Annotated in this window: 12 protein-coding genes; 2 read left to right on the forward strand and 10 right to left on the reverse strand. The window is 73.1% G+C overall.

The genetic code is table 11. The features are described 5' to 3' along the window. Positions 1–21: 21 nt before the first annotated feature. Both SGUI_RS08450 and SGUI_RS08455 read left to right on the forward strand, forming a co-directional pair. Positions 22–2,238 (forward strand): heavy metal translocating P-type ATPase, encoded by a 2,217-nt coding sequence (locus SGUI_RS08450; protein ID WP_066638720.1) that lies wholly within the window; start codon positions 22–24, stop codon positions 2,236–2,238. A gap of 110 nt (positions 2,239–2,348) precedes the next feature. Beyond that, positions 2,349–2,864: a putative immunity protein gene (locus SGUI_RS08455; RefSeq protein WP_066638721.1), complete on the forward strand. Its 516-nt coding sequence runs from the start codon at positions 2,349–2,351 to the stop codon at positions 2,862–2,864. A gap of 127 nt (positions 2,865–2,991) precedes the next feature. On the opposite strand, the gene SGUI_RS08460 is transcribed toward SGUI_RS08455, so the two are convergent. From SGUI_RS08460 to SGUI_RS08505, 10 genes are all read right to left on the reverse strand, one after another. Continuing rightward, the gene (locus tag SGUI_RS08460) at positions 2,992–3,639 is read right to left on the reverse strand and encodes a VOC family protein (RefSeq protein WP_066643059.1); all 648 of its coding nucleotides are present in this window, start codon (positions 3,637–3,639) and stop codon (positions 2,992–2,994) included. A 44-nt stretch (positions 3,640–3,683) separates the two neighbouring features. Then, a complete protein-coding gene (locus tag SGUI_RS08465) occupies positions 3,684–4,487 on the reverse strand; it encodes a TrmH family RNA methyltransferase (RefSeq protein WP_237141308.1) in 804 nt (267 codons plus the stop codon). Further along, a complete protein-coding gene (locus SGUI_RS08470) occupies positions 4,484–5,338 on the reverse strand; it encodes an HAD family hydrolase (protein ID WP_066638723.1) in 855 nt (284 codons plus the stop codon). Before SGUI_RS08470 ends, SGUI_RS08465 begins: the two co-directional genes overlap by 4 nt. 21 nt (positions 5,339–5,359) lie before the next feature. After that, complete coding sequence (locus SGUI_RS08475) at positions 5,360–6,541, reverse strand: ABC transporter permease (protein WP_066638726.1); 1,182 nt, start codon at positions 6,539–6,541, stop codon at positions 5,360–5,362. Then, complete coding sequence (locus tag SGUI_RS08480) at positions 6,538–7,422, reverse strand: ABC transporter ATP-binding protein (protein WP_066643065.1); 885 nt, start codon at positions 7,420–7,422, stop codon at positions 6,538–6,540. The genes SGUI_RS08475 and SGUI_RS08480 overlap by 4 nt, the downstream gene beginning before the upstream one ends. A 142-nt stretch (positions 7,423–7,564) precedes the next feature. Beyond that, complete coding sequence (locus tag SGUI_RS08485) at positions 7,565–8,272, reverse strand: response regulator transcription factor (RefSeq protein ID WP_066638729.1); 708 nt, start codon at positions 8,270–8,272, stop codon at positions 7,565–7,567. Then, positions 8,269–9,678, reverse strand: a complete 1,410-nt coding sequence (locus SGUI_RS08490; protein ID WP_066638735.1) for a sensor histidine kinase — start codon at positions 9,676–9,678, stop codon at positions 8,269–8,271. The genes SGUI_RS08485 and SGUI_RS08490 overlap by 4 nt, the downstream gene beginning before the upstream one ends. Before the next feature lie 404 nt (positions 9,679–10,082). Then, positions 10,083–11,189, reverse strand: a complete 1,107-nt coding sequence (locus SGUI_RS08495; protein ID WP_066638738.1) for an FtsX-like permease family protein — start codon at positions 11,187–11,189, stop codon at positions 10,083–10,085. Continuing rightward, on the reverse strand, positions 11,186–11,887 hold the full coding sequence (locus tag SGUI_RS08500) for an ABC transporter ATP-binding protein (RefSeq protein WP_066638745.1): 702 nt from the start codon (positions 11,885–11,887) through the stop codon (positions 11,186–11,188). Before SGUI_RS08500 ends, SGUI_RS08495 begins: the two co-directional genes overlap by 4 nt. Positions 11,888–11,890: 3 nt before the next feature. Then, positions 11,891–13,006, reverse strand: coding sequence for a peptidoglycan-binding domain-containing protein (locus SGUI_RS08505; protein WP_066638748.1), 1,116 nt, complete (start codon positions 13,004–13,006; stop codon positions 11,891–11,893). Positions 13,007–13,067: the final 61 nt, after the last annotated feature.

The raw sequence follows: 13,067 nt of genomic DNA on the forward strand, positions 1-13,067 counted from the left end.
GAGGCAGGAAGAGGACCACAGATGAGCAGCAGCACCACCGACGCACCCGGCGAGACGCAGCACGTCGACCTCGCGATCAGCGGGATGACCTGCGCGTCCTGCTCGGCGCGGATCGAGCGCAAGCTCAACAAGGTCGAGGGGGTGCAGGCCAGCGTCAACCTCGCGACCGAGAAGGCCAGCGTCACCTTCCCCTCCGCGCTGTCGGTGACCGACATCGTCGGCGTCGTCGAGAAGACCGGGTATGGCGCCACCCCCCTCGAGCAGGACCGTCGCCCGGGCGGGGCCCCGGCGATGACCCACGACGTCGTCGGCAGCGGCTCGCTGCGGCTGCGGATGGTCGTGGCCAGCGCGCTCGCCCTGCTCGTCGTGCTCGTCCACATGGTCCCGCCGGTGCGCGACGCCCTGGGGATGGGCGGCCACTGGCTCCAGCTCGTGCTGACCGCCCCGATCTACTTCTGGGCCGCGTGGCCCTTCCACCGGGCCGCCGCGATCAACGCCCGGCACGGCGCCTCCACCATGGACACGCTGGTTTCGGTCGGCATCACCGCCGCCTTCGGCTGGTCCGTCCTCGCGCTGCTCACCGGCTTCACCGCGGACCTCTACTTCGAGACGGCCGCGGTCGTCACCGCCTTCCTGCTCATCGGGCGCTTCATCGAGGCGCGGGCCAAGGCGCAGGGCCGCTCCGCGCTGACCTCGCTGCTCGAGCTCGGCGCCAAGGACGTGGCCGTGCTGCGCCAGGAGGGGGGCGGTGCGATGGCCACGAGCGAGCACCGGGTGCCGGTCGAGGAGCTCGTCGTCGGGGACCGCTTCGTCGTCCGCCCCGGCGAGAAGGTCGCCACCGACGGGACGATCCTCTCCGGCCGCTCCACCATCGACGCCTCGATGGTCACCGGCGAGTCGATGCCGGTCGAGGTCGGCCCGCAGGACACGGTCACCGGGGCCACCGTCAACGGCCACGGCCGGCTCATCGTCCGCGCCACCCGGGTCGGGTCCGAGACCACCCTGGCCCGGATCACCGAGCTGGTCGAGCAGGCCCAGACCGGCAAGGCCCCCGTGCAGCGGCTCGCCGACCGGATCTCGGCCGTCTTCGTGCCCACGGTCCTGGTCATCGCGGCGGTGACCTTCCTGCTCTGGCTGGTGACCGGGCATACCTTCACCGAGGCGCTGGCGCCCGCGGTGGCGGTGCTCATCATCGCCTGCCCCTGCGCGCTGGGACTGGCGACGCCGACCGCGCTGCTCACCGGGACCGGGCGGGGCGCCCAGCTCGGCATCCTCATCAAGGGCCCGCAGATCCTGGAGTCGACCCGCCGGGTCGACACCGTCGTCCTCGACAAGACGGGCACCCTGACCACCGGCCGTCCGGTGCTGACGGATGTCGTCACCGCCGGGTCGCTGCCCGAGCACGCCGCCCTCAAGGCGGCGGCGAGCGTCGAGGCCGGCAGCGAGCACCCGGTGGCCGGTGCCGTCGTCGACGGCGCCCGGGAGCGCGGCATCGACCTGGTCCAGGCCGAGGACGTCGTCAACCTGCCCGGCGAGGGCGTCCGCGCCAGGCTCAAGGACACCGAGGTGACCGTCGGGCGGCCCAGCCTCTTCGACGTCGTCCCCGAGGTGCTCGTCGAGACCCTGGAGCGGGCCGACGGCACCACCGTGCTCGTCGGCTGGGGCGGCACCGCGCGGGCGGCCCTCACGGTGGCCGACACGGCGCGCGAGACCAGCGCCGCCGCCGTCGAGCGGCTGCGCGGGCTGGGCCTCACGCCATACCTGCTCACCGGCGACAACGCGCGCACGGCCGCGGCCGTCGCGCAGGAGGTGGGGATCGACCCCTCCGACGTCATGGCCGAGGTGCTGCCGCAGGACAAGTTCGCCCGGGTGCAGGAGCTGCAGGGTCAGGGACGCGTCGTGGCCATGGTCGGCGACGGCGTCAACGACGCCGCGGCGCTGGCCCAGGCCGACCTCGGGATGGCGATGGGCTCGGGCACGGACGTTGCCGCCGAGTCCGCGGACATCGTGCTCATGCGCTCCGACGTGGAGACCGTCGCGGACGCCATCGGCCTGTCGCGGCAGACGCTCACGGTCATCAAGCAGAACCTGCTGTGGGCCTTCGGCTACAACACGCTGGCGATCCCGCTCGCCGCCTTCGGCCTGCTGACCCCGCTCATCGCGGGCGGTGCCATGGCGCTGTCCTCGGTGCTCGTCGTGCTCAACAGCCTGCGGCTCAAGGGCTTCGGCCGGGCCTGAGGGAGGCCTCCTCGCACCCTGGTGCAGGAACGGTGCGTCACATCCGTTGCCAGCACGACGGATGTGACGCACCGTTTGTGCACCAGCACGCACGACAGCGAGGAGATCCCATGATCCTGCACCCGGTCCGGGACCCGCGGCTCATCACGACCCGTCGCGGCGGCACGCTGACCGACGTCCACCACCAGCTGCTGGCGAGGTGGGCCGCGTCCTGCGCCGAGCACGTTCTGGCGCTGTTCGAGGTCGTGGCGCCCGAGGACTCCCGGCCCCGCGAGGCGATCGCCGCCGCACGGGCCTGGGCCGACGGCCGGATGCGGATGATGGACTCCCGAGCCCTCGCCGGGCACGCGATGGGTGCTGCTCGCCCGCTGTCCGGTGCCCCCCGCTTCGCCGCGTATGCCGCGGGCCAGGCGGCAGCCGTCCCGCACGTCGCCGAGCACGACCTGGGCGCTGCCGCCTACGCGATCCGGGCGGCCATGGCCGCCGTCGAGCCGGCGGCCCGCGAGGAGGTGCGCCTGCGGGAGCGGGACCGGCAGCGCGCTCAGGTGCCGGAGGAGCTGCGCCGGCTCGTCATCGAGGACCAGGCACGCCGCGACCACCTCTGCTGGGGAGTCTTCGGAGACTGACCCGGACCCACCAGCCATGGTGGTGCGAGAACGGTGTGTCACATCCGTCGTCAGGGCGACGGATGTGACGCACCGTTCCTGCACAGGCATACCGGGGCGCGAGGCAGACCCCCGTGCTGACGCCGGCTCAGATGGTGACGCTGCCCCGCGGCGTCTCGAAGGTGACCTCGGTGAGGCACGGGCAGTCGTCGTCCTCGAGGAAGCCGAACTCGATGTCGCTCTCGAAGTCGCCCTGCCGGGCGTCGGCGAGCCCCAGCCACTCCCGGACCTCGGGCACGTCACCGCCGACGGTGAGGCCGGTCAGGCGGGTCGTGCTCTGCTCCAGGCGCGAGGGGTGGTGCTCCGGCGCGGACTCCCAGCGCACGAAGAACGGGCGGTTGCCGTGGTCGATGACGTTGAGCACACCGATCTGGCGCCACTGCAGCTGGATGCCCTCGGGGGTGTGCCGGTGCCCCTCCACCGACGGCCGGCCGAGCCGCTCCTCCACGGCGCTGAGGTCCTCGACCGCCACGACCCAGGCCATCCAGCCCCCGCCGTTGCCGGACCGGGCGCGGACGGCCTGCCCGAAGGGCGCCTTGTCCGAGGCCGGGTGGTCGAGCACCTCGACGACCTCGACGTAGCGCTCGTCCGCGAGCGGGATGACGACGTTGCGGGTGCCGAACCTCGGGTGCACACCGCCGTCGTGCGGGCTGACCCCCAGCTGCTCGGCCAGGCGCTCGGCCGTGGCCTGCAGTCCCTCCGGTCCTGCCGCATAGCTGACGTGGTCGATCCGCATGCCGTTCATCGTGACACACCCGTGTTTCGGGGATGTCATCGACCTCAGCCGCGCTGCCGGACCGCCTCGTAGACGATGATCGCGGCCGACGTGGCGACGTTGAGGGAGTTGACGCGTCCCACCATGGGGATCCGCACGCGGTGTGCCGCACGCCGCAGCACCTCGTCGGTGAGCCCGGTCTTCTCGGTGCCCACGGCGATCGCGACCGGGCCGCGGTAGTCCACCTCGGTGTGGGCCATCTCGGTGTCCGGGGTCGCCGCGACCAGGGGTATGCCTAGCCCGTCCAGCCAGTCCAGGGTCACCGTCGTGCCGTCCGCGGCCACGGGGACGGAGAAGACCGTGCCCTTGGAGGCGCGCACGGTGTTGGGGTTGCCCCAGTCGGTCACCGGGTCCGCCGCCACCACGGCGTCCACCCCGGCCGCGTCGGCGGTCCGGAGCATGGCGCCCAGGTTGCCGGGCTTCTCCACGCCCTCGCAAAGCAGCACGAGCGCGTCCGGCGGCAGGCTCAGGTCGGCGGGCCGAGACCCCACCGCCCCCACGACCGCCAGCACCCCGTCCGGGCTCTCGCGGTAGGCCGCCTTCTCGAAGGCGGCGCGGGTGGCGTGGACGACCTGCGTCGGCCCGTCGGCCACCCGTCCGGCCAGCTCCTCGACCGCCCCCGCGGGCGCGAGCTCGGGGCACAGCAGCAGCAGCTCGGGCACGACCCCGGCGTCCAGCGCCAGGACCAGCTCGTCGTGGCCCTCGACGAGGGTGCGCCGCTCCTGCTCTCGCGCCCGACGGCGCCGCAGCCCGGCGATCGCCTTGAGCCGCGCGTTGGCGGGCGAGGTGATGAGCAGGGGCTCGCTCACGCGAACTCGTCCAGCACCTCGGCGAGCGCGTCGGCGAGACCGTCCTCCTCCACCGCACCCGTGGTGCGGTCCGCGACCCGGAGCACCTCCACCGGGGCCTGGCCCATGGCATACCCGACGGCGGCCCAGTGCAGCATCTCGATGTCGTTGCGCTGGTCGCCGACCGCGATCGTGCGGTGCGGCTCGACCCCGAGGCGGCGCCGCACCTGCTCCAGCGCCGAGGCCTTGGACACGCCCTCGGGCGCGAGGTCGAGCCAGGCGCTGTAGCCGACGGCGTAGGACACCCCGTGCAGCCCGATCCGCTCGACGAGCTCGGTGAAGTCCTCGGTGGTGAGGGTGGGCTCGCGGAAGGTGACGCGGGTCGCCGGGCGCGCCGCCAGCTCCTCCACCGGCACCTCGATCTCCTCGCCCCACAGCTCCCCCTCGGGGAAGGGGGTGCTCACCTTGAAGCCCACGCCGATCTCCTCGACCGCCACCAGCGCGCTCGGCAGGTGGGTCCGCACCAGCGCGATGGCCGGGGCCGGGTCGAAGGTCACCTGCTCCACGATGTCGAAGCGCTCGGTCCGCTCGGGGGCCACCGCCACGGTGACGGCGCCGTTGGAGCACACCGCGGGCCGGCCCGGTGTCGTGATCCCGAGCGCGTCCATGACCGGCAGCGTGGAGATCACCGACCGCCCGGTCGCGATGACGACGGTGACGTGCGGCAGGTCGTCCAGCGCCCGGACCGCCTCCGCCACGCGCGGCGACAGGTGCCCGTCGTGGTGCACGATCGTGCCGTCGACGTCCAGCGCGACGAGCAGCGGTGACGAGGAGGGGTCTGGCTGCGGGCCGGGTGCGTCGGTGCTGGTCACGCCGCCAGCGTAGCGAGGTCCTCAGTCCTGCAGCGACATCGCCTTGCGCCACGACAGGCTGCCGGAGGTATGCAGCAGCGCCCGCTCGTAGAGCCGCGCACCCAGGGCGATGGTCAGCGCGCAGAAGGCGAGCGCGAGCACCAGCGCGACGACCGGCTCCCACAGGGCCGTGTCGCCCTCGATGATCCGGACCGGCATGACGAAGGTCGAGGCGACGGGCACGAAGGAGAAGATCTGCTGCCAGCGCCCGTCGAGGTTGATGCCGACGATGAAGAGCACGACCAGGACCATCGTCAGCGGCATCGTCGTCTGCTGCAGGTCCTCGGTCCGGGAGGCCAGGGCCCCGGCGGCCGCCCACACGCAGGCCAGCGCGAGGAAGCCCACGAGGAAGAAGGGGAGGTACCACAGGATGGCCTGCGTCAGGCCGGGCAGCGCGACGTCGAGGTCGACGAAGGTCAGCCCGATGAGGCTCACCGCGGCGATGAGCGCGAGCTGCCCGAAGGCCAGCACCGTGTTGCCCAGCACCTTGCCCATGAGCAGCTGGCGGGTGGGGATCTTGGCGGCGAGGATCTCGATGATCCGCGACTGCTTCTCCTCGACCACGCTGTTGGCGATCTGCATGCCGAACATGAGGGCGGCCATGTAGAACAGGATCGCGAAGGCGAAGCCCAGCACGTAGGCCAGCGGCCCGGTCATCCCGCCGTCGTCCTGCGCGAGGTCGACCTGGGCGAGCTCGCTGCCCGAGGTGAGCTCGGCCACCGACGTGCCCGCCGCCTCGGCGTTGGTGGTGAGCGCCGAGGTGCGCACCGCCTCGGTGAGCGCGCCGTCCAGCGCGGCCGGGGCCCCGCCGTCGTGCAGCAGCTCCCAGGCGCCGGGCTCGCCGACGAGGGCCGCGTCCGCGTCGCCCTCGCGCACCGCGGTCTCCGCTGCGGCCCGGTCGTCGACGTCGACCGGCGTGACCTGCGCCTCGGCGTCCACGGCCTGCAACGACTGCTCGGCCTCGGCGACGATCTGGGTGGCCGCGTCGTCGGTCACCGCGACGTCGTAGGAGGACGTGGCACCACCGATGAGCGCGGGCACGAACATCGCGCCGAGGAGCAGCAGCAGCGTGAGGCCGGTGCCCACGAGGAAGTTCTTGTCGGTCAGCTTGACCCTGATCTCGCGCGCGGCGACGAGGATCCAGGGTGCGGTCGTGGCGTTCATGCGACGGCCACCTCTCGGTAGATCTCGGACAGGGTCGGGCGGATCCGGCTGAACTCGCGGACGGTGCCGCGGCCGACGGCGTCGGCGAGCAGCCGCTCGGCGACCTCCTCGCCCTCGGGCTGGACCAGGACGCTGGGGCCGTCGAGGTCGATGACCTCGACCCCGGGCATACCCCGCACCCAGCCGGTGTCGCCCGCCATCGTGAGGCGGTAGCGCAGCGGCGCGTTGGCCCGCAGCTCCTCCGAGCTGCCCTCGGCGACGACCTTGCCGCCGTGCAGGACGACGATGGAGTCGCAGAGCCGGTCCACGAGGTCCAGCTGGTGGGAGGAGAAGAGCACCGGGACGCCGGCGGAGGTGTGCTCGCGCAGCAGCTCGCTCATCTGGTCGACGGCCGCCGGGTCGAGCCCGCTGAACGGCTCGTCGAGCACCAGCAGCTTGGGGTCGCCGAGGACCGAGGCGATGATCTGGGCCCGCTGCTGGTTGCCCAGCGAGAGCTCCTCCACCTTGCTCTTGAGGCGCTCGCCCAGGCCGAAGCGGGTGAGCAGGTCCTGCGAGCGCTCCCGCGCCTGCTCCGCGCTCATCCCGTGCAGCTGGCCGAGGTAGGTCAGCTGGGCCAGGACCGGCTGCTTGGGGTAGAGCCCGCGCTCCTCGGGCATGTAGCCGAAGCGGATCCGGTCCTCCCGGGTCAGCGGCTCCCCGTCCCAGCGCACCCCTCCGGCGCTGGGGGCGAGGACGCCCATGACCATGCGCATCGTCGTGGTCTTGCCGGCGCCGTTGCCGCCGACGAAGCCGACCATGCGCCCGTCCGGCACGGTGAAGCTGACCTCGTCCACGGCCAGGTGCTCGCCGTAGGCCCGCGTCAGTCGCTCGAGTTCCAGCACCTCGTGTCCCTCCTCGGTGGGGTGGTCCGGTCCACGGGTGCGCGGGCCGGTCGGTATGCCGTCCACGCTAGGCGCAGGAGCCTGTCCGCGGCATCAGCCGAGCCGCCGATCTTGCGGCTCCCCCTCAGGGGGGAGGCGCCGGTCAGCCCGCGGTGCCCGTCTCCCCCGGACGCACCAGGCCCGCCTCGTAGGCGGCGATGACCGCCTGGACCCGGTCGCGCACCACGAGCTTGGCCAGGACGTTGGAGACGTGGGTCTTGACGGTCGCCTCGCTGACGAAGGCCTCAGCGGCGATCTCGGCGTTGGACAGGCCGCGGGCCATCATTCGGAGCACCTCCCGCTCCCGACCGGTGAGCTCGGGCAGGGCGTCGCCGTCCTCGGCCGGCGCCGGTGGGCGGGACGGTGCCGCCGGGCCGCCGCCGGCGGCCATCCGGGCGATGACCCGCATCGTCACCTCGGGGGCGAGCAGGGCGTGGCCCTCCGCCGCGGCGTGCACCGCGTCGACGAGGTCCTCGGCGTCGGCGTTCTTGAGCAGGAAGCCGCTGGCGCCCGCCTGGAGCGCGTCGAAGAGGTAGTCGTCGCGGTCGAAGGTCGTGAGGATGACCACCCGCACCTCGGGGTGGTCGGCGACGATCCGCCGGGTCGCCTCGATGCCGTCCAGCACGGGCATCTGGACGTCCATGAGGACGACGTCCGGGCGGTGTTCCCGCACGGCGTCGACCGCCTGCCGGCCGTCGGTGGCCTGGCCGACGACCTCGAGGTCCGGCTCGGTCGACAGGATCATCGCGAAGCCCTGGAGCAGCAGCGGCTGGTCGTCGACGAGCAGGAGGCGGAGGGGCTGGGTGCTCACGGGCCCACGCTCTCACGGGCCGGGTCCGGCGCGGTGTCCTCGTCGGCCGTCCCGGCCAGGGGGCGGCGCCCGTCCATCGGCAGCCACACCCGAACCCGCCAGCCGGGCTCTCCCTGCCGCCGGCCGGCCTCGACGCCGCCGCCGAGATGCTGGGCGCGCTCGCGCATACCCAGCAGTCCCAGCCCGGTGCCGGACGTGCCGGGGCGGGGCGAGCCGTCGTCGACCACCTCGACCTCGATCGTGCCCGCGGCCTCGTCCACCCGCACCGCGACCCGGGCCTGCCGCGCGGTCGAGTGGCGCCGCACGTTGGCCAGCGCCTCCTGCACGATCCGGTATGCCGTCAGCTGGACCGGCGGCGGCACCCGGCCGGCGGCGCCGGACGTGGACTCGACCACGTCGGCGGTGACCGCGCAGGTCGGGGTCGTGGCCTGCTCCACCAGCGCGGGCAGCGCGGCCAGCGTCGGCTGCGGCGAGCGGGCGCCCGCGGCACTTCGCGGGTCCGTCGAGGCCTGGTCCTCGCCGGCACGCAGCGTGCCCAGCAGGTCCCGCATCTGGCCGACGCCGTCCCGCGAGGCCTGCTCGATGGCCCCGAGGGCGCTGCGGGCGGCCGCCGGGTCCCGGTCCATGACCCGGCGCGCGGCGGCGGCCTGCACACCCATCACCGAGACGTGGTGGGCCACCACGTCGTGCAGCTCCCGCGCGATCCGCAGCCGCTCGGCGACGACCGCCTGATCGGTGAGGCGGGCCGTCTGCGCCCGGATGGTCTCGGCCTGCTGCTCGACCTGCGCCTGGCGCAGCGCGCCGCGCCACGCGATCTGGCCCAGCCCGATGGCGAAGCCGAAGAAGATGACGTTGCCGAGCACCGAGAAGAGCACGATCGCGACGAGCGGGGGGATCGGCCCGACCTGCTGGATGTCGGACTCGCCGAGGTTCCGGCGGATCTCGTCCAGCCCCGAGCCGATCGCGTAGGACCACGCGAAGAGCAGCACGAGCTGCACGAGGACCACGCCGATCGCGAGCATGAGCGCCCGGCGGTTCCGGGCCCACGCCATACCGGAGAAGATGAGCAGGAAGTAGACCATCTGCACCGGCAGCTGCGCCATGGTCATCGGCATGACCACCGACATGACGATCATGTGCGTCCCGCCGAGCAGGGCGACGGCGACCGGGTAGCGGCGTCGGACGGCGACCATGGCGACGAGGGTGAGGAAGCCGGCGTACTGCGCCCACGGCCCGCCCCGCTCGTCCTCGAGCATCCCCACCGAGCGGGTGAGCTCCTGGCCGAGGGCGATGACGACGAGCGCGATCAGGGCCCACCAGAGGTCGGCCCGTCGCTCGCGCGGACCGGGCGCCGGGCGCTGCCACGCCTCCTCGACGCCGAACCAGCGCTCGACCCGCTCGATCACGGCTCACTCCCTCGTCGACGACACCGGACCACCGCGGTCCAGCCTAGGCAGGCACGGGCCGGGGCGCCTCCGTCGGAGGGGGGAGATGCCTCGGCCGACCGGGTGGCCGGGAGCCCTCCCTGCCTCGAGGACCCTCACTCAAGGAGCGTCCGGATTCGCGATTGTCCGGACCAACGCGCCCCAGAAGGTGCCCGGCGACCAAGGCTCCGTCGCAGGCGGTACGGAAGGGATGCCCTCGTCATTCCGGCTCTCGCAGATGACGGTGTAGAGGCCGAAATCAGCCGCTGGGTCGCCCTCGTCAGCACCCTCACAGACCAATTGGTTTGAACCTCACCCTTCTCGCGGATGAGCGAGAAGATGGCCACCTTGATGGTCAGGGCGGCCACAAGCGGCGTTCTGCTCCCTCAGGGGGTGCGGAGGATGCGGACGGGGTCTCGGGTGGCGGCGTACAGGGCGGGGGGTATGGCGGCGGTGGTCGCGGCGATGAGGGCGAGGGTGGCGGTGCCGGTGGTGAAGTCGGCCGGGGGGACGGTGTCCGGGCCGAGGCGGGCGGCCAGGGCCAGCCCTGCGCCGGCCCCGAGGGCGGCGCCGAGGATGGCGGGGGTCAGGGTGCGGCCGATGACGAGGGTGATGATGGTGCCCCGGGTGGCGCCCAGGGCGCGGCGGCGGCCGAGGTCCTTGCGGCGTACGAGGACATCGGCCAGGACGACGATCGCCACGAGCAGCGCCCCGCCGCCGAGCACCCCGAGCAGCAGGGTCGCGCCGAACGCGGCAAGGTCGCCGGTGACCTGGGCCTGCAGGTCGGCCAACGAGACGGGGGAGGTGATGGTGACCGCGTCCGGGGTGGGCGGGTCGACCAGAGCCAGGACACTGGCCTGGGTGGCCTGCGCGGCCGATGCGTCGGTCAGCACCACCTGCAGGGTGTCCACCGGTTGGTCGGCGGGCGCGACGTACAACACCCCAGCGGCGTAGTCACCGAACGGGTCCCTGGGGGTGAACGTCCCGACCACGGACCAGTCGTCGACCTCGCTGGTCGAGGCCAGCGCGACCCAGCCGGCCGGGTCGGCCATCCCGAGCCGTGTCATCGCGGTGTCGGTGACGATCGCCTCGCCCGGGCCGGGCCAGCGCCCTGCCTGCAGGTCGGCGACCGCGGCGAGGTCACCGTGCACCCCCCACGCGGGCACCCGGGTCCCGCCCTGCCCGATGACCCCGTTGACGACATCGACCGGGATCAGGGTCCCCACCCCGCGCTCCACGGTCGACAAGGTGCTCGCCTGGTCCACCACCGTCGCCGGCAGCAGACCCTCACCACGGGCGTCGGCGACGGCCAACACCCTCGACCCGGCCTCGTCCAACCGGTCCGTCAGCTGTTGCTCCGCGGCGGCGGTGCGGCCCACGGTGGCGATCGTGGCCGCGCACATCACCGCGACCAGCAACCCGACCAACGCCGAGGGCACCTTGGACGCCCACGCCGTAGCGGCCGCCTCCCGCAACACCAGCACCCACCTCACAGCGCGAGCACCTCATCCGCATGGTCCAGCACGAACGGGTCGTGCGTGGCGATCACCACCGTCCTCCCCCCAGACCCACCCCCTGCGGGCGCCTCGCCCGCCCCCTTCCCCGGATTCTCTGCCGCCTGATCGGGGCCGTCGGCGGCTGCGGACAGCGCGGCCAGCACCCCGGCGGCGTTGTCCCGGTCCAGGTTGCCCGTCGGCTCGTCAGCCAGCACGACCACCGGGTCGGTCACCAGGGCACGGCACACCGCCACCCGTTGCGCCTGCCCACCGCTGATCTCTCCCGGCCGGTGACCCGCCCGCGCCGAGACCCCCATCTGCTCCAGCAACCCCGAGCCGCTGGCCCGGGCATCACCCAGCCGCCACCCGGCATACAGCGCCGGCTCGATGACCGAGTCCAGCACGGTCCGGGTCGGGTCCAACGCCGCATCCTGGAACACGAACCCGATCCGGTGCGCCCGCACCCGCGCCCGCGCCGCATCCGGCGCGGCCGAGACCGCCTCACCGTCCAGCAGCACCCGCCCCTGCGACGGGGTCAACATCAACCCCAGCACGTACAGCAACGTCGACTTGCCCCGCCCCGACGGGCCCGTCACCGCCGTCACCACCCCCGGCGTGAACGCGTGGGACAACCCCCCGAACAGCTCCTCCGCACCTCTCGCGTAGGCGAACGACACGCCCTCTAGGGCCAGCACGGCTCACCCTCCCCCGGTCTGATCCGCACCATCACTCGGCACCTGCTCCGGGTCCCCGGCCACCAGCACCCGCAACCCCTCCTCGAGCCCTTCACCTTCGACGACCGCGATTCCCTGCCCCGAGCCGGCCACCACCACCTCCACCTGCCCGTCCTGGGTCCTGACGAACGCGCTGCCATCCGCGCGGGTCCGCACCGCCGCCGCCGGCACGCTCCACCCCTCCACCCGCGGCACCACCACCACCTCAGAGCGCACCGTCACCTGCTCATCCCCCGGCAGCACCCCACACTCTTCCCCGCACACCGGCCCACCGTCCGGCGCGGTCAGCTCGAACACCGTCGACCCCGACTCGTCCACCTGCGACCCGGCGATCACCCCCGTCCACTGCTGGTCCTCGAAGCTGATCTCCACGGTCGCCTCGGCCGGGATCAACCGGGCCTGCTCCGCGGTCACCACCAGCACGAAGTCCCGTTCCCCCGTCGGCGCCAGCACCGCGTCCTCACCACCCGACACCTGGGCCCCCACGCTGATCGCCTCACCGACCGTGACCGTGACCGGCAGGTCCGGCACCGCGACCAGCTCCCCCAGGCCTACCAGCCCAGACTCCGGCAGTCCTTGCTCCTCCTGCCACGCCTTGACCGCATCCTCAGTTGCCTGGCCGAAGTCACCATCGGCCTCAGCGTCCAGGTATTCCCCGGCGATGAGCAGCTCCTGCAACGCGGCCACGTCCTCACCGCGCACACCCTGCGACAGCTCCCGCCAGAACGGTTCCTGCGCCTGCACCACCCTCACCGGTGTCCGCCCCACCACGTACACCACACCACCGGACTCCACCCGGCCCGGCGACGTCGAGGTCACCACCCCAGACAACCCGTTCACCGCGACCACCCCCACCGGCTGTCGCACTGTGGTCGACAACGGCAACGACCGCCCCACCGACCCCGGCACCACCTCACCCCACACCACCTCACCGGCGGCCGGCGAGCTCGACTCGCCCACCGAGCTGTCCGGCAACGTCGCCCGCGACGCCCACCAAACCGCGGCACCCACCAGCACACACAGCACGAGTACCAGGACCATGGTCCACGCGCCCCGATTGATGCCCCCGTTGCTCACCATCCACGGATCCTCTCACCCACGACCTTCCGCATCAGGTCGCACACACCTGCCCGTGACCCAC

The sequence above is a fragment of the Serinicoccus hydrothermalis genome (genome assembly GCF_001685415.1).
GTDB lineage: Bacteria > Actinomycetota > Actinomycetes > Actinomycetales > Dermatophilaceae > Ornithinicoccus > Ornithinicoccus hydrothermalis.